We start from the raw sequence: 25,977 nt of genomic DNA, 5'->3' as shown, positions 1-25,977 counted from the left end.
TTTGTATTTATCACCACTTTTTGGTTAATCTGACCATTATTTGTTGATTCGGAACAATCCATGAAAATTAATCTGATTGGTGAATCCCCCTATTTTCTGGCCGTACTGGAAAAAGCATCTCATCTGGCGCAAATCAATCGACCGGTACTCATTTTGGGAGAACGGGGCACCGGTAAAGAACTCATCGCGCAACGTATCCATTATTTGTCCGGGCGCTGGGAACATCCGATGATCTCTCTCAATTGTGCTGCGCTTGCCGAAGGCGTGATTGACTCAGAACTCTTTGGCCATGAAGCGGGCGCTTTTACCGGCTCCAAAGGTCGTCATCAGGGCCGCTTTGAACGGGCAGAGCATGGCAGTCTGTTTCTTGACGAGCTGGCAGCGGCCCCCCTCAATGTTCAAGAGAAGCTTTTACGAGTCATTGAGTATGGTGAATATGAACGCGTCGGCGGTTCAAAAACCCTCAAAACAGATGTCCGTCTGATATGCGCGACCAATGGTGACTTAGTCTCCATGGCCGAACGTCAAGAATTCCGCGCAGATTTATTGGATCGGTTAGCCTTTGATGTGATTCATCTGCCGCCGCTTCGGGAAAGAACAGAAGATATTTTACTGCTTGCCGAACACTACGCCATACGGATGTGTCACGAAATCGAACTTCCCTACTTTCCGGGATTCAGTCCGTCAGCTCGCGATAAATTACTGAGCTATCACTGGCCCGGAAACATCCGCGAATTAAAAAATGTGGTCGAGCGTGCAGTCTACCAACATCGTTCCGTCGATCATCCCATTGATGACTTCGTACTGGATCCATTTCAATGCCAATGGCAGCAAACAGCGGGTGACAACAGTACGCCAGATGACACGGATGTAGATACGGAACAATCCATCCCCGCGACGAAAGAGCCCCACCACGCAAATGATATTACCTTTCCGCTCAACTTCAGGTCATGGGTGGACACTCAAGAGCGCCATGTGATTATGCAAGCACTGATACAAGCCAAATATAATCAAAAAAATGCCGCCCGGTTACTCGGATTAAGCTATCATCAACTGAGAGGTCTTATCCGAAAATATCAGCTCACAACTAAAAATGAGTAAGTTATGAATCAATTTCAATGTGTTTTTCATTGGTTCACTCATACAAAAGTGGTAAATTAGCCGCTTGTTTGAGGCAGATTTCTGTGGCTTAAAGGGCCTCGTTTCATATATTCGCTTTTAAAATGAAAATACTGATAAAACTCACCCTGAGTTTCTGTGGTCTGGGACTCTTAGCAGGCTGCAACGACCAGAATACCGATCATAGCGAAATCAGACAGACAGGCTTCGTCTACTGTGGGCAGGGAACGCCGGATACCCTGAACCCGCAATTAGTAGATAGTGGTATTACCGCAGAAGCCCTCGGTCCGCAAATTTATGACACGCTGCTGGTGCTGGATCCGAAAACACAGCGCCCTTCACCGAATCTGGCTGAACGTTGGACGGTGAATGAACAAGGCACAGTGTACACCTTCTATCTCCGTAAACATGTTCCTTTTCAACAGACGAAATGGTTCAGTCCATCACGGAATCTCAATGCTGAAGATGTCGTATTTAGCTTTGATCGTATCCTGAGCTCATATAACCCATTTCATAATGTCGGAAACAGTAGCTATCCGTGGTTTGCCGGCATTAATTTTAAACATCTGGTCAAAAGTGTTGATGCCATTGATCCCTATACGGTTCAATTCACGTTACAACGTCCCGACAATAGTTTTCTGGCCAATATCTCGACGACCCATGCCGTGATTCTCTCTAAAGAGTATGCCGATCAACTGATTTATGCTGATGAAAAAGCAATGATTGACACGCATCCGGTCGGTACGGGGCCTTTCTATCTGGATGAAATGCAAGTGAGCGACTTTATCCGGCTCAAAAGGCATCCGCTTTACTGGAAAGGCCTGCCCAAAATGCAACAGGTCGTTTTTGATATTGCACAGCGTGGTACCGGTACGCTGGCAAAACTGCTGCGTAACGAGTGCGACGTACTCAGCACTCCGATTTCGAGCCAAATTCCGATTATTGAACAGCAAAAACATATTTCGCTGAGCTCGACACCAGCCATGAATGTCTCTTTCATCGCCGTCAATACGACTCACCCGGCCATCAGTGATCCCCGGGTGCGTAAAGCACTGAGTTTCGCCATTAACCGGCAAAATATCTTAGATTCCGTTTATTACGGCACCGGCAGGATTGCCTATAATATTCTGCCTCCGACCTCCTGGGCCTATCAGAAAGATGCGGTGCAGGTGCGTTATGATCGCAGTTATTCACTCGGTCTGTTACGGGATGCCGGCTTCAGCAACGGATTAGAACTTTCCATGTTGGTTCCGCTTGAACCCACAGCCTATAATCCAAGTCCGCGAAAAACCGCCGAGCTCATTCAGGCGAATCTGAAAGATATCGGTATTACATTACACCTCATCCCTGAAGAACGGATTGACCGACAAAATCGCTCTGATTATACCGATGTTGACTTATATCTGACCGGCTGGTCAGGACGAACAGGCGATCCGGATAGTTTTCTGCGCCCGATTCTCTCTTGTGATGCGCGAGAAGAAGGTATCAATCTCTCTCAATGGTGTAATGAAGATTTTGATTTCCTGCTCAATCTCGCATTAGAAGTGGATCGTCATCGTTATCGCCTTAACCTTTACAAGCAGGCGCAAAATATCATCAACCAAGAGTTCCCGGTGATCCCTATCGCTCACGGAATGCAATTTAAGGCATATAATGATTCATTGACCGGTTTTCAGCTGAGTCCATTCAATGTGCAGCCTTTTAATCTGGTTGAGAGGATCAAATAATGCTGCTCTATGCAATCCGTAAATTTAATCTTTTTATTATCACATTGTTGATTTTGACGTTAGTCGGATACAGCATTCTCAGATTCGATCCCTACTCACACTGGGCACTGGAGAATTTCTGGCAAGGCTGGCTGACTTATGTATCGGAAATCAGCCAGCTCAATTTTGGTATCAACCATTCGGGAACGCCGGTCATCGATGAATTAGCCATCGTCTTTCCTGCCACACTGGAACTCTGTCTGTTTGCCTTTCTGATTTCATTAATGATCGGTATCCCGATCGGGACCTTGGCTGGTATGAAGCAAGGAAAGTGGATCGATACCGTGATTTCTTTTGTGTCAATGTGTGGCTACTCTGCACCGATTTACTGGATCGCACTGATGCTGCTGCTGGTATTTTCACTGAATTATGAAATTTTCCCGGTCTCTGGCCGTTATGACTTGCTGTATAACATTCAGCACGTCACAGGTTTTACCCTGATTGATGCTTTTCTGTCAAAAAGCGTCTATCGTCCTCAGATCCTCCAAAGTGTGATTTCTCATCTGATCCTCCCATGTACCGTACTGGCTCTGGCTCCGACCACACAGGTCATTCGCTTAATGCGGACCTCGGTAGCCGATGTGATGAACCAGAATTACATCCGAGTGGCACGGATCCGCGGTCTTTCGCAATATCAAATCATCAGAGAACATGTGCTGCGCAATGCGATTCCGCCGATTATCCCTAAGTTTGGCGTCCAACTCTCAACCATGCTGACATTCGCGATTATCACCGAATCCATCTTTAACTGGCCTGGGATCGGCAGATGGCTACTGGATGCGTTAGCAAACGAGGACTTAGTCTCGATTCAAGCCGGGGTGATTTCAGTCTCCACCTTGGTTCTCACCGCCAATATTTTATCTGACTTGCTCGGCGCTCTGATCAATCCGTTCGTAAGGAAAGCTTGGTATGCTAACAAATAATATCTATCAGGAAGAGCATATCCCGACTCAGTTCGAACGGTTTTGGCGGAGTTTTCGCCAGAACAATCTGGCGATGTTCGGACTCTGGTGTCTGCTTGCTCTGATTATCATCACGGTATTTGCACCTTGGATTTCCCCACATGATGCTCAGGCACACACCAGTCATTTGCTGATTCCGCCTTCCTGGGATCCGGCAGGTTCGGTCGAGTATTTTTTCGGTACCGATGATCTCGGCCGGGATATTCTCTCTCGCTTAATTGAAGGGGCCCGGCACTCGTTTGGCAATGCCGTACTTCTGACCATATTTGCGACATGTGTCGGTTCTATCATTGGTATCGCCGCAGGCATGACCTCGGGATTGATTTCCAGTATTCTGAATCACTTGATGGATACCGTCATGTCGATTCCGTCGCTCCTGCTCGCGATTATTTTTGTTGCCATTCTTGGCGTCGGTGAGTCCAATATTCTGCTGGCAATCGGACTGGCTTTGATTCCCCGCTTTATTCGCTCAGCCTATACCGCAGTCCACAATGAAGTCGGAAAAGATTACATTATGGCCGCCAGACTAGACGGCGCAAAAGATATCTATCTGCTGTGGTACTCTATTTTGCCCAATATTTTATCGACCATTGTATTAGAGATTAACTTTGCAATGACGGTTGCTATTCTGGATATTACCTCACTTGGTTTTCTCGGATTAGGTGCTCAGTCATCCACTTCTGAGTGGGGCGCGATTCTGGGAGACTCCGTAGAGCTGCTATATCTGGCCCCCTGGACCGTCGTCCTCCCCGGATTGACAATCATGTTTACGGTTATTACTGTCAATCTTGTCGGTGAAGGGGCTCGCCAATCACTCAACGAGGGGGTCGAATAATGCCAATGCTGGATATTCGTCATCTGACGATTGAAATCGATACACCACAAGGGCTCGTCAAAGCAGTTGATCGTATCAGCCTAACCATGAGTGAAGGTGAAATTCGTGGTTTGGTGGGTGAGTCAGGTTCAGGTAAAAGTCTGGTCGCCAAAGCCATTGTGGGGGTGTGTAAAGAGAATTGGCGTATTACAGCCGATCGGATGAGGTTGGGTAATATCGATCTGCTGCAACTCACGCCGCGAGAGCGGCGACGGGTCATCGCCCGGGATATTGCGATGATCTTTCAGGAGCCCTCCACTTGTCTTGACCCCTCAGATGAGGTGGGCAAGCAGTTAATTGAAGCCATTCCTTCTCACACATATAAAGGGCCATGGTGGCAACGCTTTTCATGGCGTAAAAAGCAGGCCATTGCTTTACTGCATAAAGTCGGGATTAAAGATCACCACCGTATTTTAAAAAGTTATCCCTATGAAATTACTGATGGTGAATGCCAGAAAGTGATGATCGCCATGGCGATTGCCACCCAACCCAAATTATTGATTGCAGATGAGCCGACCAATGACCTCGATCCTATTACACAGTCACAAATACTGCGCCTGTTAAGCCGAATGAATCAGGTCAATAACACGACGATTCTACTGATCGGGCACGACCTGACCACGATCACTCAGTGGGCACACCGTATCACGGTTATGTACTGTGGTCAGTCAATCGAGTCCGCAATGACTCATAATATTCTGGCCACCCCCAAACACCCCTATACGGTCGCCCTGCTGACGGCGATGCCGGATTTCAGTGCATCAATCCCACATAAGCAGAAATTAAACTCATTGCCGGGTTCCATTCCACCGCTGCAACATTTGCCGATTGGCTGTCGCCTCGGTCCAAGATGCCCTTACGCGCAACGTCAGTGTGTTGAAATGCCGAAAAGCCGCTGGATTAAGAATCACAAATACTCCTGCCACTACCCGCTGAATATGGAAGAGACACAATGACGATTCCGCTGTTAGAAGTTTCTGATTTATCGAAGACTTTTATTACTCGTCCCAGCCTATTTAAGAAGAAAGTGCATCATGCTGTCGAGTCGGTCAATTTTACGCTGGAAGTCGGGCAAACAATTGGATTCATCGGACAAAACGGTTCGGGCAAGTCTACCCTTGCGCGGATGTTATCCGGTATGGTCGAACCGACAACAGGAGAAATTCGGGTCAATGGCGAGCGTCTGGAGCATAAAGATTATGCCACCCGATGTAAGCTCATCCGCATGATTTTTCAGGATCCGAATACATCGCTGAATCCAAAAATTCAGATTGGACGTATTTTGGAAGGGCCGCTGAAACGGAATACAGAAATGTTGCCCGAGGCACGCCAGAAGCGGGTAAAAGATACTTTATTGCGAGTCGGTCTGCTGCCCGAGCATGCTTACTTTTATCCTCAGATGCTGGCAACCGGTCAAAAACAGCGGGTATGTCTCGCCAGAGCCCTGATTTTGCAGCCCTCCATCATTGTTGCCGATGAAGCATTGAATGGTCTGGATATGGCAATGCGGTCGCAGATTATCAATCTGTTGATGGAATTACAGGATGAAATGGGGGTGTCCTTCGTCTATGTGTCTCAGCATCTTGGGGTGATTAAACATATTACCGATAAGGTTATCGTCATGCACGAAGGTAAAGTGGTCGAATCCGGTTATACCGAAGATGTGCTGTCCAATCCACAACACATCGTCACACAACGCATGATCGAAAGTCACTTCAGCAGAATCCCAGAGTTCGGAACGGAAGATTAATATGCGATGGCGATCATTGTGCCGGCTGCTGATCACCATAAGCTTCAGCCATACGGTGCTCGCTGAGCAACCGACATGGGAACGCCCGACATTCATTCAGAATGCTTTCAACCATGTCGCACTCGAATACGAATTTACCTCGGTAAAAACACCGCGTCTCGCTAAATGGACTCACCCTATTCGGGTGTGGTTCCAGCATGATGTCGGTGATCAGGCATTACATGAGAAAATGGCACGTCTCCATTTGACTCATCTCGAACAACTGACACATCTGCCGATCTCGATTGTTACACAACGAGCCGATGCCAACTTTATTTGGTATTTTACGCGCCAGTCTCAATGGCAAAGCATTATTCGTACTGAGCTTGGGGAACAAGCATTAAAAAATACCTATGGTTCCGTCTGTATGTTTGGCGTAAAGGTCGATCCCGACAGTCATGAAATCCGTCACGCAACAGTCATTATTCCCGTCGATCAAGCGCGCGCTCACGGCAAATTACTCGGATGTATTATCGAAGAATCGACTCAGGCACTCGGACTCTTCAATGATTCGGAACAGGTTTACCCTTCAATATTCAACGATAAAACCCCTGATGATTTTCTCTCGCCTTTGGATATCGTCTTACTGCAACTCCTCTATGAGCCGACGCTGCGCCCCGGAATGAGCGCCGCGGCGCTGCAACATCCTCTCAAACAATTGTTATTGCGCTATCAGCAGCAAGGGAAACTCAAACAGGCTTTATATCAATCCAAACATGCCCCGCTCATCGAACAGTTTGCTCCGTAAAAATAACCAGTTGTGGTGATCCCCTGAATTCAGATAGAGTAACCATTCCGTTGTTCAATTTAACCGCTTAACATGAATAGTGTCATTGATATTTCTTGGTGGCAGTTGGCAATATTTAGCCTGACACTGCTGATTCCGATCACGATGAGTTTCCACTACCGATTGATGATCAACAAAGATATTGTGATCTCGGTGTGCCGGATGGCGCTACAACTGGGTCTGGTCGGAATTTATCTCGAGTATCTATTCGCACTCAACAGTCTTGTTGTCAATGTCTGTTGGTTATTCGTCATTCTCGGCGTTGGTGCCAGCGCGATTCTGTCAAAAGCCCATCTGCCTAAACAGCGGTTAATCATTCCGCTGATGACGGGGATGATGATCGGCTTATTACCTATGTTAGCCGTGCTGTGTCTGTTGATGGTTCAACCGGTTCCGTTTTATAACACCCAGTACATGATCCCTTTGGCCGGCATGTTGATGGGGAATACACTGAGCGGCAATATTGTCGCCCTGCAAAATCTTTTTACCGCCTATCAGGAACGCCGCAGTGAATACGAAGCGGCACTCTCTTTAGGAGCCTCTCCCCGCTATGCTTCACGGCCGTTTATTCAGAATGCAATCCAAAAAGCCAACGCACCGATCTTAGCATCAATGGCGAGTATTGGATTGGTGACATTACCAGGGATGATGACGGGACAAATTTTAGGTGGCGCATCGCCATTTATTGCCGCCAAATACCAGTTCATGATTATGATTGCGATTTTTGTCGTGCTGAATGTTTCACTTGCACTATCGATAGAATATATGTTGAAAGCGGTACTGAGCAAAGAAGGTAAAGTCTTGGTTCAATTCAAAAAAAGCACCCAATTCTGACGCGCCAAATCCGTGCACAAAATGTTCTTTTTTTGTGCACGTTCATTTTTTAAATCAGGAAGTTATTCTTACTCACTGCCTTTAAAACATCTTATCCACAGATTTTGTGGATAACTAATAGAGTCATCGACATTTGTCCGGCCAAGATGGTAGAAAAGTATCATTTGATTCAATGTGCATGATTAAATCAATGTCACTCATGATGCAATGAAGTGATAAAATTCAACGGCTTATAATATGACATTAAAAAACCCTGAGATGGAAGTCGCCATATCAGGGTTCATTATGGGAAATAGCGTGCTATTAATGATTTTCTTCACTCAACAGGTCATCTTTTGCAGCAAGTAAATATTGCCACATCGACCAGTAGGTCAGAATTGTTGCGACATAAATGGAGATATATCCCAGCCAAATCATCCAGTCATCATAGCGCCAGATTAACGCGAGCAACGCAAACATCTGAGTCATTGTTTTCACTTTACCAATCCAGGACACCGCAACACTTGCCCGCTTGCCGATTTCTGCCATCCACTCCCGCAGTGCTGAAATAATGATTTCTCGGGCAATCATGGTCACCGCAGGAATGGTAATCCAAATGCTATGAAAGTATTCTGTAATCAAAATCAATGCTGTCGCAACCAATACTTTATCGGCCACTGGGTCGATAAAAGCACCGAAACGAGAGGTTTGTTGTAATTTTCTCGCGAGCATCCCATCCAACCAGTCGGTAAGCCCCGCAATCCAGAACACCACAGCCGCCGCAAAAGAAGACCAGCTATAAGGTAAATAAAAAGCGATCACGAACACCGGAATGAGGAAAAGCCGAATCAGGGATAATATATTGGGGATATTTAAACGCATATGCTTCGCTCTTATTGTTTGCGCTGTTATGTTGCTGTATTTTCGCTACTGTTTCAATGCTTGATGGATATTTTCTGCTAAAGACCGACTGATCCCCGGAACTTTGGCGATTTCTTCGACACTGGCACGCTTCAATTCCTGAAGTCCGCCCATAAATTGCAACAACGCCTGACGCCGTTTCGGCCCGACGCCTTCAATCCCTTCCAATGCACTTGTTCGCCGGGTTTTTCCGCGTTTGTTGCGATGACCACTAATGGCATGGTTATGACTTTCATCACGGATATGTTGAATTAAATGTAATGCGGGGGCATCACTTGCCAGATGAAATTCATCGCCTTCGACAGTCAGCAAGGTTTCCAAGCCCGGTTTACGGGTCACCCCTTTAGCAATCCCCATCAATAAAGGCCGCTTGGGCCAATCGTCCCAGTAACGGGAAATAATCTGATGCGCACGGGAAAGCTGGCCTTTTCCCCCGTCAATGAAAATGATATCCGGAATTTTATCAACATCGATCTGCTTGGAATACCGTCGTTCGAGCACCTGCCCCATTGCCGCATAATCATCGCCGCCCGTAATGCCGGTAATATTATAGCGACGATATTCCTGCTTAACCGGACCTTCCTGATTAAAGACGACACAGGATGCGATGGTACTTTCCCCCATCGTATGAGAGATATCAAAACACTCCATCCGCTGAATCTGCTCGATCTCTAATTCATCCTGAAGCGCTTTGACTCGTTGTAAAATGGTCATACGATGATTCTGACGGGTGGTGATTGCGGTCTGAGCATTGGTATTCGCCAGCTTCAGGTATCGTCCGCGAACCCCCGACGGCTCAGTAAAGAACTGCACTTTTCGCCCGGCCATCTCAGTCAACAACGCTTGGAAAACCGGGACATCGTCCAGCAACCCTCGGTTGACAATCACTTTGGTCGGCAATGTCCGTGATTCATTATGAGAGAGATAATACTGTTTGAGGAAGCTTTCAAACACCTCCTCGTGCGTGGTATTACCGGGAATTTTCGGGAAAAAGCTTCGACTGCCGAGAATTTTCCCCTGCCGAATCATCAGCACATGGATACAGGCTAAGCCATTTTCTTGTGCAAATCCCAGCACATCAATATCATCCAGACTATCGGCTGAGACAAACTGCTGTTCCTGAATACGACGAATCGCCTGAATCTGATCACGGTATTTCGCGGCGTCCTCAAACCGTAATGCCTCACTGGCGGATGTCATCCTTTCCACCAGCATTGAGACAACTTGTTGATCTTTACCACGTAGAAATAGCCGCAGATCGTCGACCAGTTCCTGATATGCTTCTTCCGAAATCAAAGCCGATACACACGGACCGGCACACCGACCAATCTGATACATCAGGCAAGGACGGGTCCGATGACTATAGACAGAGTCTTCACATTGCCGGACCGGAAATATTTTCTGAATTAAATGTAGGGTTTCCCGAACGGCACCCGCATCAGGATATGGGCCGAAGTACTCACCCTTTTTCTTTTTTGCACCACGATATACCGATACTCTCGGATGCCGATGAGCACTGACAAAAATATAGGGATAAGATTTATCATCACGCAATAGCACATTATATTTAGGCATGTATTGCTTGATGTAATTGTGTTCCAGAATCAATGCTTCGGTTTCAGTATGCGTCACCGTTACATCAATTCTGGCGATATGGCTGACTAATGCTTTGGTTTTTTCGTTATCCAGTGTCTTACGAAAGTAACTGGATAACCGTTTTTTGAGGTCTTTTGCTTTACCAACATAAATTACCTCAGCCTCAGCATTATACATTCGATAAACGCCGGGCTGATTAGTAACGGTTGCTAAAAAAGAAGAAGGGTCAAAGACTTGAGTCACTACAACGTCTCAGTATCCAGCATTCCGTGTCGTATCGCTAAATGGGTCAACTCGACATCACCGCTGATATCCAGCTTAGCAAACAGGCGATAGCGATAACTATTAACGGTTTTCGGGCTCAAATTCAGCTGCTCTGAAATGTCAGTCACTTTTTGCCCTTTGGTGATCATCATCATGATCTGTAATTCGCGTTCCGATAAATCGGCAAACGGATTTTCAGACGCCGGTGAAAACTGACTCAGTGCCATTTGCTGGGCAATTTCGGGGGAAATATAACGCTGCCCGCTATGGACAACCCGAATCGCATTCACCATTTCATCCGGCCCGGCACCTTTAGACAAATAACCAGCGGCACCAGCCTGCATCACTTTGGTCGGAAATGGATTTTCGGTATGTACAGTCAGGACAATAATTCGAATATCCGGATTGTAACGTAGGATTTTTTTCGTTGCTTCAAGGCCGCCGATCCCCGGCATATTCATATCCATTAAAACAACATCAACATGATTATTACGGCACCATTTTACCGCTTGTTCACCGCTATCAGCTTCCCCTGCTACACTCATGCCACGGACGTCTTCAATAATACGTCGAATCCCTGTGCGAACCAGCTCATGATCATCTACAAGGAATACGCTAATCAAACCTGCATCTCCACAATCAATTGGCTCAACACCCAATTGGTTCAACATCATCGGGCAGACATCATTGTGCCTCACCCAAAACCTTCACTATCCCCCGACTATGAGCCCAAACAATCGCTTTGGCAAGCACTTCTTTGCCTCTCGGTGCGTTAATCTAAGCAAGCTCAAAATCTCGTTTCTGCGCCGCGCTTTGTGTCTCAAAAAAAAGACACAAACTACTTTATAATAAGTAGCTTACACCGCAACACATCGGCTGAATGAATCACCGATCTGAGTGAGCATTCAAAAAAAACGCCTTGAATAGGTCACTTTATCAGCTCCCCTTCCTGGCGCATCAATCCAATTTACAAATTTTCAGGGAATATAACTTTATTCAATCAATAGAACCTGACTACAAATCTCTCATCAATGCTTCATAGACTTCATTTGCTTCTTCAATCAAATGATTTAACTCTTTGGCATCGCTATCAGACAACATCACCTGCCAAGGTGAAGATGAATGATGATTCCCAGTCAGTTTTGTTTTTTGACCCTTTTTCTCAAAATGGACATCGTCAAATGCGGAATGATAACACGCTTGACATGAGTTTAACTCAATGTCGATATGACCAACAGGATTGACCTTCACATGAGCGTGATCTCTGTTGCCGCGATGAACTAATAAGTAATCTCGGTGTATAGTGATCATACGATCCTCCAGACATGCTGATATCAGACATCCTTATATAGTGTAGAATATGCCCCACGTTTTACCGATAAAACTATAATGAAGATTGATCTGGATTCGATTAATTGATGAAATTATTGTGATTATCAATAACAAAATGAGTAACCAAGCTTGACGCTCCGGAAAGGTTTTCTTTTAACCCGTCATGCCCGGGATATAAACGGCACAACACAGATAGAACTTTGGGCAGCAACGCCTGAAGGGCCGACCCAAATTTTAATCCATCACGAGAAACCCGTCTGTTTTATCCCGACGACAAAAGCAAAATATCTGACCCGAAAGTTGACTGAGACGGGCATTACCGCCGAATTAAAACCGCTGTCACTGAAAAGTTTTGCGCATGAGCCGTTGACCGCTTGCTATACCCATACGCTACGAGACGCCAGCCATATCCATGACCTCTGCCGTCAGGAAGAGATCGAGGTACTTGAAAGTGATATTAAACTCGCCGAACGCTATTTAATGGAACGCTTTATTCGCGGCAGCTTTGAATTCACGGGGCAAATCACGCAACATGGGCATGTCACCGTCGTTCAGGACGCAAAGTGCCGACAAGGCGACTTCCTACCGACACTCAAGGTCGTCTCTCTGGATCTCGAATGCTCAGAAAAAGGACATTTGTACTCAATCGGGCTCGATAGTGACATGGATTCACGGGTGATCATGATCGGGGTTCCACCAACAGATGAACATTCATCCGCAACGCCTGACTCTTATGTCGGGCAAGCGGCTGATCTCCCGCTCATCGAATGGGTTGAAAATGAACGAGCTCTCTTGTTAGCCATGGTGGCCTGGTTTCACCGCTACGATCCTGACATCGTTATCGGTTGGAACGTCATTGATTTCGATTTCCGTCTGTTACATCGCCGGGCAGAAAAACATCACCTGAAACTGATGCTGGGTCGAAACCAACAGAGCAGTTATTTCAGAACATCCAATCAGTCTCAGCAAGGGTTTGTCACCCTCCCCGGCCGTGTGGTTCTCGATGGCATCGATACATTAAAAACAGCGACCTATCAATTCCCTTCCTGGTCGCTGGAATCCGTATCGCAAACCTTACTCAACGAAGGCAAAGCCATCCATCAGGTACATGACCGAATGGAAGAAATCAACATGATGTTCCGCCATGATAAAACCCGGCTGGCCGTGTATAACCTCAAAGACTGTCAATTAGTAAACCGCATATTTGCCAAAACTCACCTGCTCGACTTTGTGATGCAGCGCTCCCGACTGACCGGGATCGAGCTGGATCGAATCGGGGGGTCAGTCGCTTCCTTTACCAATCTTTATTTACCGCAGCTTCATCGGGCTGGTTATGTCGCGCCCAACCTCAGTGCTGCAAACTGGCAAGCCAGTCCGGGCGGCTATGTGATGGATTCGCTTCCCAATCTCTATGACTCGGTACTCGTCCTCGATTTTAAAAGCCTTTACCCTTCCATTATCCGCTCTTTTCTGATTGATCCGCTGGGGCTGATAGAAGGACTCAAACTCGACGTGGGGCCTGAAGCGCATCAGGCGGTGCCCGGATTTCGTGGCGGGCAATTTCACCGTACCCGACATTTTCTGCCACAAATGATCGAGACGCTTTGGGCTGCAAGAGACGAAGCGAAAAAGAACCAGGAAAAAGCGTTCTCTCAAGCCATCAAGATCATCATGAATTCATTCTACGGTGTATTAGGCTCTGCGGGTTGCCGATTTTTCGATACCCGGCTGGCGTCCAGTATTACGATGCGTGGCCACGAAATTATGAAACAGACCAAAACCCTGATTGAAGCGCAGGGTTATCAGGTCATTTATGGCGATACAGATTCGACCTTCGTTTCATTAGGGAAAACGTATTCTCAGCCTGATGCCGACCGCATCGGTCAGCAGCTCGTTGCTGCGGTGAATCAATGGTGGCAAACACACTTATGGGAAAACTATCACCTGAATAGCTTTCTTGAAATCGAATATGAAACTCACTACATCAAGTTTTTAATGCCCACGATCCGGGGGGCAGATACCGGCTCCAAAAAACGCTATGCAGGATTAATTCAGACCGATGAAGGCGAACAGCTTATTTTTAAAGGGCTGGAGAGTGCGAGAACGGACTGGACTGAACTCGCTAAACGTTTTCAGTACCAACTGTATCTTCGGGTTTTTCACGGTGAAAACCCTTGTGACTATATCCGTGAACTTGTTGCTGAAACCCTTGCCGGTCAATACGATCAAGAACTGATCTATCGTAAACGGCTGCGGCGTAAACTGCATGAATATCAGAAAAATATCCCGCCACAAGTGCGTGCGGCGCGGATGGCAGACGACATCAATCAGCAACGGGGAAAACCGCTGCAATATCAAAATAAAGGCGTGATCGAATACGTTATTACTCTGAACGGTCCCGAACCGGTTGCCTATCAGTCAAGTCAACTGGATTACCAACACTATATCGATAAGCAACTCAAACCCGTTGCGGATGCTATTCTACCGTTTATCGGCTATCGGTTTGATGAACTGACACTGCCGCAGTTAGGGTTGTTCTGAACAGGGATGGTATGAAATCTTGCTCGTCATCAGGCATCAGCCGATACGGAATTCGGTTTTCTGATACTGTTTGACCAACCATTGACCGTAGTCATCTAACAAACCAATGACTGAACGCTTCGGGATAACGCGCTGCATCTTCAGTAATATCCCCAGTCGTTCAATATCGGTCTGCCGTTCAGGATGATAATGCAGAAACTGCGCCCCGCAAGTGACCGGATCATCAATCCACTGTTTATCGCGATACATCACCAGAGAATAGCTGGCGCGGAGTAATTTCTTAGCAATAGTCTGCTGTGCTTTGATCTGTTCATCCGGGGTATTTGATTTGGCGATTTTATCCCGGTAATAACTCACCCAATCCGCCACATCCATATTCCAGAACTTGGCGATTTCCCAACTCGGCTCATAGTGGCCGAAACACTCGGCTAAATTCGGCCCATAGACGCAGACGGAACAATGACGGAGCAGAAACCCCCATGAGAAAAGACTATCGAGCGAAGCCACCTCGTCCACCAATGCCGTCTCAATCGACACATCGGTGATAAACGGATAGTCCTTTTTAAACCGCCAGCGGAGTGTATTGAAGATGGTCGTTTTCTGATTCTCAAAATGGCGATGCGTCACGACGATCACATCAATATTTGAACGTCCCGGGCTAGCCGTTTTCCGGGCGACACTGCCGTAAACATAAACACTGTGCAAATTATCTTTCAGGCCCGCTTTTAAGTATGCGATCAGAGAACTGACAACAGGCTGATACTGCGACTGGAAAGGAATGTTCGGATTAATCACTGGTAATTGCATAACCGGAATATGTCATCATAAAAACTCAAAGAAAAGGTGCCCAAAAGCATCGTTATCATACACGAATCATAGTGATAAAGAATATTGCCGGAGAAAACATTGTTATAAAAGAAAACACAAGAGATGATCAACGCACTTGAGTCAGTATATAATCGGCTTTTCTCAAATCAATCCATGTAAGGAAAAGCAATGCCGAAGGCAAGTGAAATTAAAAAAGGCTTTGTCGTCGATACTAATGGCAAGATGCTGTTGGTGAAAGATATTGAAATTACCACCCCCGGTGGCCGTGGCGGCGCAAAAATCTATAAGTTCCGCTGCACTGATTTAACCACAGGGGCCCGGGTCGATGAACGCTTTAAATCCGATGATGTTCTGGAAACAGTGGATATGACCAAACGTCCAATCAGTTTCTCGTACATTGATGGTGATGAATATATCTTCATGGATACCGAAGATTTTACCCAATACACGTTTAAACACGATGATATTGCAGACGAGTTACTCTTCATTAATGAAGAAACTCAAGGGCTGTATGTCGTACTCGTTAATCAGCAAGTCGTTGCTTTGGATCTACCGGCATCGGTTGAACTGGTGATTGAAGAGACTGACCCGTCAATTAAAGGCGCTTCAGCATCTGCAAGAACCAAACCCGCTCGTTTTGCAACGGGTTTAGTGGTTCAGGTGCCGGAATATATTGCCACGGGTGATCGTGTTGTCGTTAACACAACTGAACGTAAATTCATGAACCGAGCATAACCCGAATGAATGAACTCATTTCTTACGATGATGCCATCGATACTGCCTATGATATTTTTCTGGAGATGGCCCCGGATAATCTCGAACCAGCCGATATCATTCTGTTCACGGCACAGTTTGATGAACGCGGTGCTGCTGAGTTAGTCGATGTCAAAGATGACTGGAGCGAACAAGTTGGCTTCGACGTCGATAAAGAAACCTACGCGGAAGTGAATATTGGTCTCGTCAACGAAGAAAATGATACTTTAGACGATGTTTTCGCCCGAATGCTGATTAGTCGGGATCCGGCACAAAAGTTTTGCCATATCTTCTGGAAAAGAGACTAAACACGGCTGTCCATCGATGTTGTCGAAATAAAACGGTCGCTCAACAGTCAGACCACGGTTTCTGCTTCGAAACCGTGGTTTATTTATCCCCGAAATTTAAAATTGATAACCAAATCAATAAAATTGACACCCACCACCTGACAAACTACACTAGCCGCGGATACTTTCTTGTGGTCTGTACTGGTTTTTGATCTGGATAGACCATTTTTTTGCTAAAAATCGTATATAATTCCTGTCAGTTTTGACTGCTTAATATTAAATATGTTCCTAAATCCTTATTTCTCAAGCAATAATCATCAGTTTCAGTTCACACGCCAGCAAGCAAGTCACTTTGCTAAAAAAGTTGCCGGTGATTTCAACCCTATTCACGACGAGGATAACAAACGCTTTTGTGTGCCCGGTGACTTACTTTTTGCGGTGCTGTTGAAAAAAGAAGGGATTAGCCAGAATATGAAATTCAAATTTTCTGGTATGGTCGGAGATCTGACACCGTTACATATTGAACATATGGCAGGCAAAGAAAGTGCCCTGGTTGATGAAAGTGGCAAAGAATATCTTCACATGAACCGTGACGGTGAAGTAAGCCACAACCCCGCACTCATTGAGCATGTGATTACCAGCTATGCCCGTTTTTCTGGGATGAATTTTCCTCACCTGCTGGTTCCGCTGATGAAAGACAACAACGTGATGATTAACTGTGAACGTCCGCTCGTGATGTATGAAAGTATGGAACTCTCATTCACACACCTTGACCTCACACATCCTGAAGTTAAGCTCAGTCACACCACATTCGATGTCGATGGGAAACGGGGGCTGGTAACTCTGCATTTTAATTTTATCAACGACGATCAGATTGTCGGACAAGGCACCAAGCGCTTAGTCGTCTGTGGATTACGTCCGTACGACGACAACGCCATTGACAAGTTGGTTGACCGGTTCCATGAACTCAAAAATGCATTTCAGGCACGGATTGCAGGTCAGGCAGCCTGATACCAATCCAGCTCAATCGGCGCTAAGCTTTTATTTCCGTCCGATACCCTGCTGATGAACATAAAAAACCGCTGTGACAAACAGCGGTTTTTGCTTTTTAGCATTCAGTCCAAATGAGATGAACAAGTAAGCGCCCTGTTATAACCAGCGGCGGACTCGCTGTAAATAAGCTTGATAAGGCTCACCAAACCGGGCACCCAGTATCCGCTCTTCAGGCATAATCTGAAAATAGGTCATATACACCACGAATCCGATAATCCAAATCAGCCCGATGAAACTTCCCAACCAGTACACATCCGCGATCAGAATCAGTACCAATCCCAGATACATCGGGTTTCGGGACAACCGAAACACACCGTGTGTGACCATTGTTGCAGCCAATTCAGGAGATATCGGATTGACCGTTGTTTTCGCCCGGTAAAACGTGAATAAAGCCGACAGGCCCAGCCAGCCGGACAACAATAAGCATCCGATAACAACGCCCCAGCGGTATGGTAATTCAACCGCCGAGGCCGGTAACCACCAGTCCCCGAGATGAATCAAAATCAGTGCGACGCCAAATACGAGCACGGGGGGCACTTTCAATGCTAAGCGGTCATTCACAATTCACCTCCTTCACACCCCTTTCGATATGGTCTCAGAGAACATTGTTCCCCAACGCTCTGAGCCAAACGACTCACGACTGAAGATGAGTCAGTAATGCCTGAAGCGGATGTTTGGGTTTAATCTGCTCAAACCGTTTCACCTGACTCCGGCACGAATAACCGGTAGCCAGACAACGCTCCGCCGGCAACTGCTCAAAGTTCGGTTTCCAGCTCAACCCATAGATGTCTTTTGACATCTCGAATTTGTCCGCTTCATGACCAAATGTTCCTGCCATACCACAACACCCAACGGCAACCGGTTCAAGCTTGGCACCGAAGTGACTGAAAATCATCGCCCACTCTTTCTCACTATTCGGCAACTTGGTTTTTTCGGTACAGTGAGAAAACAGATACCATGGCGACGCAACCGAAGGTTGAGATGCCTCAATGTGAAATTCAGATAAACGTGGCGCCATCCATTCATGCACACTGAAGACTTGAAACTCGCCGCGTTGCTCGCCGAGAATTTCCTGATACTCATCGCGATAACACAACACCGTGGCAGGATCGACCCCCACCATCGGGATGCCCAGTTCAGCAACCTCGCGAAGGAACGCAGCCGTAGAGCTGGCCGTTGCCGTAAACTGTTTCAGGAATCCTTTCACATGTTGTGCTTTACCATTCGGTTTAAATGGCAGCAAAATCGGATGTTTGCCTAACCGGATCACTAACGTGATAAAGTCATCGACCACATCCGCATCATAATAGCTGGTAAATGGGTCTTGAACGATAATGACATAGTCCTGACGCAGTGATTCGGGGATCTGAGCCAGCCCTTCTGAATGATAGGGAAGCAATGCTTTATCACGCACTCGTTTAGCCAGAGTCGGCACCGTCAGTAAAGGCGCATCAATATAACCCACAGCTGAACGCGTGAGACGTTGCACCCAGTGCTGAGACAGCGCGCCATTCACTATCGCCGGGACCTTCGCCATCAACGGCAACATGGTTTCAATATTGGCAACCAGATAATCTTTGACCGGGCGCGGATAACGGGTGTGATAAAGATTCAGGAAACGCGCCCGGAAGCTCGGTACATCCACTTTGATCGGACACTGACTGGCACAGGCTTTACAGGCCAGACAGCCATTCATCGCTTCATAGACTTCATGAGAAAAATCATGCTCTTGCTCTTTGCGCCAAGCATGGCGAACCCGGTCAATCAGCGTTTTCACCGAGAGCGTCGAATTCAGGGTTTGCTGTTCCAAATCAAGAATATCAACGCCGTGTTCGGTTAACTGACGCAACCATTCACGAACCAACCCTGCCCGCCCTTTCGGAGAGTGGCGTCGATCCGCGGTGACTTTCATTGAAGGGCACATCGGAGAGCTGGTTTCATAATTAAAGCAGAGGCCATTTCCGTTGCATTCCATCGCCTGTTTGAAACTGTCGCGCACCTCAATATCAATTTGGCGGTCAAAATACCCCCGTTTGACATCCGAGACTTTCACCAGTTGATGATCACTCTCCAGCGGTGTACAGATTTTTCCCGGATTCATCTGATTATTCGGGTCAAAAGCGGCTTTCACACGCCGAAGTTCCTGAAACAGTTCTTGACCGAAAAATTCAGGGCCATACTCAGAACGATAACCTTTTCCGTGCTCACCCCACATCAAACCACCATATTTAGCCACCAGTTTGACGACTTCATCGGAGATAAGATGCATCATGGCTTCTTGTTGCGGGTCACACATATCCAATGCAGGGCGCACATGTAACACCCCGGCATCCACATGACCAAACATCCCGTAGGTCAGTGATTTAGAATCGAGCAAGGCACGAAATTCTGCAATGAAATCGGCCAGATTTTCTGGTGGAACACACGTATCTTCAGTAAACGCAACCGGTTTAGCGCGGCCTTTCGCAGCCCCGAGTAACCCCACGGCTTTCTTTCGCATATTGTAAATCAGATTGATACTGGCTAGATCCTGACAGACCTGATAACCAATAATGCCAGCCTCTTGATTTTCCAGCATCTGATCCAGTTTGTCGGTCAGCGCCTGAACCTGAGACTCGATCTCCGCCAGATCCTGGCCTGCGAATTCAACAATATTGATGCCCTGCATCTCTTGCCCGGGCACGTCAGACAGTAACTCTTTCACGCTGTGCCAGACAATATCCTGCTTCGCCAGATTCAATACTTTTGAATCCACCGTTTCAACCGATAACGCCTGCGCTTCAACCATAAACGGCGCATTTCTGAGGGCCGAATCAAAGCTATTATATTTCACATTGACCAACACTCTCGCTTTGGGAATCGGCGTCAGATTGAGCGTTGCTTCGGTAATAAATGCTAATGACCCCTCCGCCCCACACAAAACGCGCGTGAGATCGAATGAGTCATCGGCTTCATTGAGCGCATTTTTCAGATCATAACCGGTCAGAAAGCGGTTTAAAGGGGGAAACTTGTCCAGAATCTGAGCCCGCTTGTCCCGACAAACAGATTCAGTGACAGCCAGAGCGTGAGCGGCATAAGTCTGTTGTGCCGGCAATCCGGCCGACAAATCCGTTTCCAGGATCGAACCATCGGCAAACACCGCCTGTAACGACAGCACATGATCCGAGGTCTTGCCATATTTCAGCGACCCTTGCCCCGACGCGTCGGTGTTAATCATGCCGCCGAGCGTCGCCCGGTTGCTGGTGGACAGGTCCGGAGAAAAGAAATAACCATAAGGCCTGACAGCATCATTCAGTTGATCTTTGATCACTCCGGCCTGCACACGAACCCAGCCTTGTTCCGGATTGATTTCCAGAATGTTATTCATATGACGGGATAAATCGACGACAATTCCTTTCGTCAACGATTGTCCATTCGTCCCAGTGCCACCTCCCCGGGGGGAAAAAGTCACTGTCTTATAAACCGACTGAGCACTCATTTTTCCAATCAACGCTACATCTTCTGTTGTTTTAGGATGAATGACTGCTTGCGGTAACTGCTGATAAACACTATTGTCTGTAGACACCGCAAGGCGGCTTGAATAGTGCGTTTCGATATCACCGGAAAATTCTTGAGATGCAAGTTCTTGTAAAAATTGAAATATGACGGGATCGATATCGGATTGATGGTGAAGTCTTGGTAACATTTGCTTCCTATCCGTGCGACGCTGACTTCAGTGCAGCGATGGGTTAATACTTTTTGTTCTTGATCTTTGAGTTAGGTCACTTTACAACATTTAATGAGGTGATTAAAACAGAATCTCGGCTCAGGAATAGGAAAAGGCATCCATGATGCCTTGTTGTTGAAATATTTTGATGGACAATCATATGAAAAAAAGTCAAGTAGTCACCACAGAAGATATTCTGCTGATGTTGTGCCAGTCTGTTTCTAAGGTGCTTACGACAGCAACCGCTTCGCAAATCCATTACTCTGCTATGGTTCAGAAAATTAACAAAACAGCACTCAAACCTGATTTTGGTTGCTTTGTGCTCTTCGATGGCGGTTTTACCGGACTGGTTGTCATTAACTTTAATGCTAAAGCTGCACTGGAAATTTACAGTAATTACATGCGTAACATGGGAATGCCGGAAGAAGAACTGGCAGTCCTGCATACATCGGATGAAGTCGGGGATGTGTTGGGTGAGCTGATGAATCAGCTCGTTGGAGATTTCACCAACAAAGTCCGTAAAGAGCTACAGACCAACATAACCCAGAACCAACCTAAAATGCTGTCACTGAACAAACAGGTTTTGCTGTCTGTTGATACCAACCTTGATCGTCCTCAAGCTCGTCGAGTCACCTTTTCTACTGAAAAAAACAATATTTTCTATCTTGAACTCGCGATGGATAAAACCGAATTCATTCAGTTAGAAGAATTTGACGTTTCTGAAGATGAAAACCCAGATGATATTCTGGAATCCGCATGGCAACAATCAGCACATGCCTCATCCTCTCAATCATCGGATAACAGCCAACAAAATCAGAAAGATGATCGACAAGGCTCTGGCGCCAACGCAGCCGACTTACTCGACCAACTTGGTCTGTAAACATCTCCTGCGCTGAGCAAATATCATCAAAAAACCGGCTAACGTGTCCACGTAGCCGGTTTTCTTTTACAGCAGATCCGACGAATCAAACCCGCGTGATTTCACCCTTTCAGGACTCAGTGAACTGACCGCTACTCTCCCGGTCAGAACCGCTTAACACTGACGTCTATCTTTTCATTTTCGGTCAGAAACGTTAGAATGGCTGACTTTGCTGTACATCTCAACTCCCTATATTTCAGGTCAATGAATAAAGAAAAAGCCCTTAAAAAAATAGCCAAATGCTTGGAGCTTGGTAATTCAGCCAATGTGAATGAAGCGGCCAGTGCCATCAAGATGGCACATAGTCTGATGTTAAAATATGGTCTGCATAAAGATGATATTGAATTCATCAAGATGGGGAAAACCCAATCTTCTCATCTGCTACCGACTCAAATCAGCAGCCACCTGCTCCGTATTATCCGCGGTATCAACACCAAGTTTGGTGTAGAAGCCGTATTACTCAACCATAAAGGTCTGAAAAGAGCCGAGTTTATCGGTGAAGCAGATCGCGCTATTTTTGCGGCCTTTGCTTTTGATGTGATCTATCGTGAAATGAACGAGCAAACCGGTCAGTTTCGTAATAGCTTTGCTGGCAGCGGGACATCCACACAAGAAGTATCCCGCCGGGTGAACTCGTTTGTCTCCGGCTGGATCGAAGGTGCGCTGGAAAAACTGCCCGATATCACCCCGGATCAAGACTCAGCAGACAAGATCAATAGTTATATTGATCGAGAATTTCAGAACATTGACCGGGAAACGTTTAAGAAGCAACTCAAAGAAGCGATGAAAAATTTGACCGAAGATTACGAAACCGGATTGAAAAAAGGACGTAAAATTTCTGTCAACAGACCGATTGATGGTGCACAGGCACCAAAATTATTGAAATAATTCATCCGATTTATTGTCTACAATGTGATAGATAATTTTGATTCATGATATGAGAATAAACAATCAGGGAGTATCTCAGTGAAACGAACCATCATCATGCTATCTCTGCTCTCGCTTCTGGCCGGGTGCGAAGCAACTCAGAGACAAAATGCAACAACGGGTGAAAACGAAACCAATTCAACGACAAAAGGTGCACTCATTGGTGCCATTTCAGGGATTGCCGTTGGTCTCGCTTCAGGTGATAACGCCAGAGAACGGCGCCAGCGAGCTCTAGTCGGCGCTGCCGGCGGGGCGGCTATCGGTGGCGGTGTCGGTTATTACTTTGATAAACAGGAAGCCGCGTTACGACGTTCTCTGGTGGATTCCGGCGTACAGGTTGAACGCGTCGGAGAGCATCAGCTGCGCTTACGCATGGAAAATGGTATCGGTTTTAATACCAACGATTATCATCTCAATGCGTCAATTCATAATACCTTAAATGGTGTGGCCAAAATTTTAGTGGCGTATCCCGACACCAGTTTAGTCATCGAAGGTCATACCGACAGTACCGGTAGCGACCGTACCAATCAAATATTATCGGAAAAACGAGCCGAATCAGTCCGCCAGTATCTGGTCTCACAAGGCGTAGCTCCCGGTCGGGCGATAGCCCGGGGTATCGGTGAGCGTCATCCCCTGTGCACCAATAATACGCCGCAAGGCAGACAGTGTAACCGCCGGGTTGAAATACAAATCCTCCCACTGAAATAAACCAATATATTTCCCGGATTCAGACATGTCGCTGAATCCGGAAAATCAAATTTAGGGCTCAGGAGTGCGATTGAGATTCTTACTGATATGTTTGCTGCCGGTTCTCGCATCTGCTTATGCAGCCGACATCAATACCCTCCGTCAACAGGCTATCTTGCGTGACAAAAACGCACAGTACCAACTTGCCCTGCATTACCAGCAAGGACAAGGTGTCCAAGCCGACCTCAAACAGTCGTTTTACTGGATGGAACAAGCTGCCGAAAATGGTCATACGCAGGCACAATTACAGGTCGCAAATGATTATCTCAATGGCAGCAACGGGGCGACTCCGGATCAAACCCAAGCCATCTATTGGCTGACCCGGCTTGCAACACAAGGTGACACAGCGGCACAGTTCAAACTGGGGCAACTCTATGAACAAGTGGCAAACCTGCCGGGTGAAACACAAGCACTGATTTGGTACCGGATTGCAGCACTCTCCAACCCAACGGCAGAGCAACGCTATAGCCAGTTACTCGAACAGCAGTTCAATCATCGCAGAATGAAAGAGATATCGCAGAGAAAGGCACTCGAAGATGCGCAAGCCGCAGAACCGACATCGTCTCCGGTCGTCGGAAACCCTCATCCTACTCAAATCGATACAGATCAGCTCACACTGCCTCAAATCATATCCGGCATTGTCGCGACAATATTGATACTGGCGGTGACCTTACTGAGCCTTGTTAATATACGGCTCAAAAAACAACTCAAAACAGCGGAGGCGGCTCATCCCGTCGTACAATCCCAGCCGCCAGAACCGTTACAGGTCCAGCCCGGAACTCATACACAGCAGCAAAAAATCAAACAGCAGGAACAAACCATTCGCAAACAAAAACAGCAGATGACGATGCTATTTCAAGAGCTGAAGCGCTTACAACAAACGCAGACAAAACAGCCCCCTGCCCGCCCGCAGAGCCTCGATCTGGCGTGTGCCTTATTTGGTTTCTCAGCCACGGAAATACCGGACATCAAACAAATCAAACTGCGTTATAAACAGCTGAGCAAGATTTATCACCCCGATATGAAAGGGAGTGATGAAGAGATGAAACGGTTAAATCAAGCGTTAAAATCACTCTTAGCACAGCAGCAAAATTCTCCGAAGTAATAAGACGCTACCTATCTTTGTCCGTTTCGGCTTGTTCATTGCGACATCATTCACACAGTTTGTTCCGGCCACTCACACCATTCACCACAGAACGGCCTGTCATCCGCAGTATTTTTCCTCTTGTTTAACGAACCTCACACCCCAGCTGACAAGCGATGGTGTGCCGTTATCCGGCACACGCGTTCGCATTCACGATAAGAAACATTCAGTAATGAGATCTTGGTAACAGAAAAGTACAAATTTACGTCAATTCCTGCTTGATCCATCATCCAATATAAAATACTGTATATAAGAACAGCATGTATAAGGAAACAGTATTATGCGTTTGTTGAATGATTTGATGAACTCATCCGGAGCGTACCACTATGCCGGCCACCATCCATCCCAGAATGCGGCTCAACCCGATGCAAGGGAAAATGCGCTTTATGATCGCTTGGCACAGCTTTCCCGACAGCAACAGTGGATACTGGTGACATCAGAATCCCACCGGCCAGATCTGCGGTCACTGGATTCATACAAGATTCCGGGACATCAAGTCGTACAACTGAGACCCTCACGAACGATGGATGAGTATCAGGTGATCCGTAAAGCGATTCTATCAGGCAATGCCTGTGCCATCGTGGCTTCACAACGTCTCACTGAACAAGCGCAGACACAACTCAAACAATTGGGTAAACAATACCACTGTGAAGTTTTTTTCGTGGCGACGCCGAGCCACTACTACCATTAGAATAATCACCATTAGAATGATGATTATCACAAAGCGATGGTTCATTCTGACCGTCACCACCATATTTCCCACAAAACACACTGCAATTTCCCATTTCCTCCCCTCGCTGCGAGGGGATTTTTTTGAATTCGTGACCGGCTGAAAATACCTCACTAAAG

24 protein-coding genes are annotated in these 25,977 nt (G+C 46.6%); 17 read left to right on the top strand and 7 right to left on the bottom strand.

Annotated features, from left to right (window positions below; genetic code table 11):
* The first annotated feature begins 60 nt into the window (after nt 1-60).
* From pspF to OCV37_RS06840, 8 genes are all read left to right on the top strand, one after another.
* On the top strand, nt 61-1,101 hold the full coding sequence (gene pspF / locus OCV37_RS06875) for a phage shock protein operon transcriptional activator (protein ID WP_038178376.1): 1,041 nt from the start codon (nt 61-63) through the stop codon (nt 1,099-1,101).
* A 122-nt stretch (nt 1,102-1,223) separates the two neighbouring features.
* A complete protein-coding gene (gene sapA, locus OCV37_RS06870; protein WP_038178375.1) occupies nt 1,224-2,846 on the top strand; it encodes an ABC transporter substrate-binding protein SapA in 1,623 nt (540 codons plus the stop codon).
* On the top strand, nt 2,846-3,808 hold the full coding sequence (locus tag OCV37_RS06865; protein ID WP_038178374.1) for an ABC transporter permease: 963 nt from the start codon (nt 2,846-2,848) through the stop codon (nt 3,806-3,808). The genes sapA and OCV37_RS06865 overlap by 1 nt, the downstream gene beginning before the upstream one ends.
* The gene (locus OCV37_RS06860; protein ID WP_038178373.1) at nt 3,795-4,682 is read left to right on the top strand and encodes an ABC transporter permease subunit; all 888 of its coding nucleotides are present in this window, start codon (nt 3,795-3,797) and stop codon (nt 4,680-4,682) included. Before OCV37_RS06865 ends, OCV37_RS06860 begins: the two co-directional genes overlap by 14 nt.
* Complete coding sequence (locus OCV37_RS06855; protein WP_038178372.1) at nt 4,682-5,677, top strand: peptide ABC transporter ATP-binding protein; 996 nt, start codon at nt 4,682-4,684, stop codon at nt 5,675-5,677. The genes OCV37_RS06860 and OCV37_RS06855 overlap by 1 nt, the downstream gene beginning before the upstream one ends.
* A complete protein-coding gene (locus tag OCV37_RS06850; protein ID WP_038178371.1) occupies nt 5,674-6,471 on the top strand; it encodes a peptide ABC transporter ATP-binding protein in 798 nt (265 codons plus the stop codon). Before OCV37_RS06855 ends, OCV37_RS06850 begins: the two co-directional genes overlap by 4 nt.
* Nucleotide 6,472: 1 nt before the next feature.
* A complete protein-coding gene (locus OCV37_RS06845) occupies nt 6,473-7,258 on the top strand; it encodes a DUF2927 domain-containing protein (protein ID WP_038178370.1) in 786 nt (261 codons plus the stop codon).
* Nucleotides 7,259-7,330: 72 nt separating this feature from the next.
* Nucleotides 7,331-8,131, top strand: a complete 801-nt coding sequence (locus OCV37_RS06840; protein ID WP_038178369.1) for an ABC transporter permease — start codon at nt 7,331-7,333, stop codon at nt 8,129-8,131.
* A gap of 303 nt (nt 8,132-8,434) precedes the next feature.
* On the opposite strand, the gene pgsA is transcribed toward OCV37_RS06840, so the two are convergent.
* The 4 genes from pgsA to OCV37_RS06820 all read right to left on the bottom strand — a co-directional run bounded on the left by pgsA (nt 8,435) and on the right by OCV37_RS06820 (nt 12,202).
* Entirely contained in the window at nt 8,435-8,992 is a 558-nt protein-coding gene (gene pgsA / locus OCV37_RS06835; protein WP_038178368.1) for a CDP-diacylglycerol--glycerol-3-phosphate 3-phosphatidyltransferase, read from the bottom strand.
* Between the two features lie 45 nt (nt 8,993-9,037).
* Nucleotides 9,038-10,870 carry an excinuclease ABC subunit UvrC gene (gene uvrC / locus OCV37_RS06830; protein WP_038178367.1) on the bottom strand — a complete coding sequence of 611 codons (1,833 nt, stop codon included), beginning with the start codon at nt 10,868-10,870 and terminating at the stop codon, nt 9,038-9,040.
* Nucleotides 10,870-11,514, bottom strand: a complete 645-nt coding sequence (gene uvrY, locus OCV37_RS06825; protein WP_038178448.1) for a UvrY/SirA/GacA family response regulator transcription factor — start codon at nt 11,512-11,514, stop codon at nt 10,870-10,872. The genes uvrC and uvrY overlap by 1 nt, the downstream gene beginning before the upstream one ends.
* Nucleotides 11,515-11,905: 391 nt before the next feature.
* Nucleotides 11,906-12,202, bottom strand: a complete 297-nt coding sequence (locus OCV37_RS06820) for a hypothetical protein (protein WP_038178366.1) — start codon at nt 12,200-12,202, stop codon at nt 11,906-11,908.
* Between the two features lie 150 nt (nt 12,203-12,352).
* On the opposite strand from OCV37_RS06820, the gene OCV37_RS06815 reads away from it, so the two are divergent.
* Nucleotides 12,353-14,764: a DNA polymerase II gene (locus tag OCV37_RS06815; protein ID WP_038178365.1), complete on the top strand. Its 2,412-nt coding sequence runs from the start codon at nt 12,353-12,355 to the stop codon at nt 14,762-14,764.
* 36 nt (nt 14,765-14,800) lie between these two features.
* Here OCV37_RS06815 and OCV37_RS06810 read toward each other — a convergent pair whose 3' ends face one another.
* Nucleotides 14,801-15,571 (bottom strand): nucleotidyltransferase domain-containing protein, encoded by a 771-nt coding sequence (locus OCV37_RS06810; protein WP_038178364.1) that lies wholly within the window; start codon nt 15,569-15,571, stop codon nt 14,801-14,803.
* Between the two features lie 189 nt (nt 15,572-15,760).
* On the opposite strand from OCV37_RS06810, the gene efpL reads away from it, so the two are divergent.
* From efpL to OCV37_RS06795, 3 genes are all read left to right on the top strand, one after another.
* Nucleotides 15,761-16,327 (top strand): elongation factor P-like protein YeiP, encoded by a 567-nt coding sequence (gene efpL / locus OCV37_RS06805; protein WP_038178363.1) that lies wholly within the window; start codon nt 15,761-15,763, stop codon nt 16,325-16,327.
* Between the two features lie 5 nt (nt 16,328-16,332).
* Nucleotides 16,333-16,653: an HI1450 family dsDNA-mimic protein gene (locus OCV37_RS06800; protein WP_038178362.1), complete on the top strand. Its 321-nt coding sequence runs from the start codon at nt 16,333-16,335 to the stop codon at nt 16,651-16,653.
* Nucleotides 16,654-16,914: 261 nt separating this feature from the next.
* Nucleotides 16,915-17,643, top strand: coding sequence for a DUF3581 domain-containing protein (locus OCV37_RS06795; protein WP_038178361.1), 729 nt, complete (start codon nt 16,915-16,917; stop codon nt 17,641-17,643).
* A gap of 138 nt (nt 17,644-17,781) precedes the next feature.
* Here OCV37_RS06795 and OCV37_RS06790 read toward each other — a convergent pair whose 3' ends face one another.
* Both OCV37_RS06790 and ydiJ read right to left on the bottom strand, forming a co-directional pair.
* Nucleotides 17,782-18,249, bottom strand: coding sequence for a methyltransferase family protein (locus OCV37_RS06790; RefSeq protein WP_038178360.1), 468 nt, complete (start codon nt 18,247-18,249; stop codon nt 17,782-17,784).
* Between the two features lie 70 nt (nt 18,250-18,319).
* Entirely contained in the window at nt 18,320-21,370 is a 3,051-nt protein-coding gene (gene ydiJ, locus OCV37_RS06785; RefSeq protein ID WP_038178359.1) for a D-2-hydroxyglutarate dehydrogenase YdiJ, read from the bottom strand.
* A gap of 181 nt (nt 21,371-21,551) precedes the next feature.
* On the opposite strand from ydiJ, the gene OCV37_RS06780 reads away from it, so the two are divergent.
* The 5 genes from OCV37_RS06780 to OCV37_RS06760 all read left to right on the top strand — a co-directional run bounded on the left by OCV37_RS06780 (nt 21,552) and on the right by OCV37_RS06760 (nt 25,819).
* Nucleotides 21,552-22,271, top strand: coding sequence for a DUF3334 family protein (locus tag OCV37_RS06780; RefSeq protein WP_038178447.1), 720 nt, complete (start codon nt 21,552-21,554; stop codon nt 22,269-22,271).
* 243 nt (nt 22,272-22,514) lie between these two features.
* A complete protein-coding gene (locus OCV37_RS06775; protein ID WP_038178358.1) occupies nt 22,515-23,198 on the top strand; it encodes a DUF2786 domain-containing protein in 684 nt (227 codons plus the stop codon).
* A 96-nt stretch (nt 23,199-23,294) separates the two neighbouring features.
* Entirely contained in the window at nt 23,295-23,945 is a 651-nt protein-coding gene (locus OCV37_RS06770) for an OmpA family protein (protein WP_157634868.1), read from the top strand.
* Nucleotides 23,946-24,015: 70 nt separating this feature from the next.
* Nucleotides 24,016-25,089, top strand: a complete 1,074-nt coding sequence (locus OCV37_RS06765; protein WP_169739342.1) for a tetratricopeptide repeat protein — start codon at nt 24,016-24,018, stop codon at nt 25,087-25,089.
* Between the two features lie 319 nt (nt 25,090-25,408).
* Nucleotides 25,409-25,819: a hypothetical protein gene (locus OCV37_RS06760; RefSeq protein WP_051680293.1), complete on the top strand. Its 411-nt coding sequence runs from the start codon at nt 25,409-25,411 to the stop codon at nt 25,817-25,819.
* Nucleotides 25,820-25,977: the final 158 nt, after the last annotated feature.

Origin of the sequence: Vibrio rhizosphaerae (assembly GCF_024347095.1) — a bacterium.
Classification (GTDB): Bacteria; Pseudomonadota; Gammaproteobacteria; order Enterobacterales; family Vibrionaceae; genus Vibrio; species Vibrio rhizosphaerae.
The sequence above is the reverse complement of the archived record's forward strand: the minus strand, read 5'-3'. Positions and strand labels throughout refer to the sequence as shown.

Excerpts from the sequence above, each read along its gene's own strand:
- OCV37_RS06850 (WP_038178371.1), top strand. The coding sequence starts at position 5,674 with ATGACGATTCCGCTGTTAGAAGTTTCTGATTTATCGAAGACTTTTATT.
- OCV37_RS06810 (WP_038178364.1), bottom strand. The coding sequence starts at position 15,571 with ATGCAATTACCAGTGATTAATCCGAACATTCCTTTCCAGTCGCAGTAT.
- OCV37_RS06860 (WP_038178373.1), top strand. The coding sequence starts at position 3,795 with ATGCTAACAAATAATATCTATCAGGAAGAGCATATCCCGACTCAGTTC.
- OCV37_RS06760 (WP_051680293.1), top strand. The coding sequence starts at position 25,409 with ATGCGTTTGTTGAATGATTTGATGAACTCATCCGGAGCGTACCACTAT.
- OCV37_RS06770 (WP_157634868.1), top strand. The coding sequence starts at position 23,295 with ATGCTATCTCTGCTCTCGCTTCTGGCCGGGTGCGAAGCAACTCAGAGA.
- sapA (WP_038178375.1), top strand. The coding sequence starts at position 1,224 with ATGAAAATACTGATAAAACTCACCCTGAGTTTCTGTGGTCTGGGACTC.
- pspF (WP_038178376.1), top strand. The coding sequence starts at position 61 with ATGAAAATTAATCTGATTGGTGAATCCCCCTATTTTCTGGCCGTACTG.
- OCV37_RS06865 (WP_038178374.1), top strand. The coding sequence starts at position 2,846 with ATGCTGCTCTATGCAATCCGTAAATTTAATCTTTTTATTATCACATTG.
- OCV37_RS06855 (WP_038178372.1), top strand. The coding sequence starts at position 4,682 with ATGCCAATGCTGGATATTCGTCATCTGACGATTGAAATCGATACACCA.
- OCV37_RS06795 (WP_038178361.1), top strand. The coding sequence starts at position 16,915 with ATGTTCCTAAATCCTTATTTCTCAAGCAATAATCATCAGTTTCAGTTC.
- pgsA (WP_038178368.1), bottom strand. The coding sequence starts at position 8,992 with ATGCGTTTAAATATCCCCAATATATTATCCCTGATTCGGCTTTTCCTC.
- OCV37_RS06840 (WP_038178369.1), top strand. The coding sequence starts at position 7,331 with ATGAATAGTGTCATTGATATTTCTTGGTGGCAGTTGGCAATATTTAGC.
- OCV37_RS06845 (WP_038178370.1), top strand. The coding sequence starts at position 6,473 with ATGCGATGGCGATCATTGTGCCGGCTGCTGATCACCATAAGCTTCAGC.
- OCV37_RS06800 (WP_038178362.1), top strand. The coding sequence starts at position 16,333 with ATGAATGAACTCATTTCTTACGATGATGCCATCGATACTGCCTATGAT.
- OCV37_RS06775 (WP_038178358.1), top strand. The coding sequence starts at position 22,515 with ATGAATAAAGAAAAAGCCCTTAAAAAAATAGCCAAATGCTTGGAGCTT.
- efpL (WP_038178363.1), top strand. The coding sequence starts at position 15,761 with ATGCCGAAGGCAAGTGAAATTAAAAAAGGCTTTGTCGTCGATACTAAT.
- OCV37_RS06820 (WP_038178366.1), bottom strand. The coding sequence starts at position 12,202 with ATGATCACTATACACCGAGATTACTTATTAGTTCATCGCGGCAACAGA.
- OCV37_RS06780 (WP_038178447.1), top strand. The coding sequence starts at position 21,552 with ATGAAAAAAAGTCAAGTAGTCACCACAGAAGATATTCTGCTGATGTTG.
- ydiJ (WP_038178359.1), bottom strand. The coding sequence starts at position 21,370 with ATGTTACCAAGACTTCACCATCAATCCGATATCGATCCCGTCATATTT.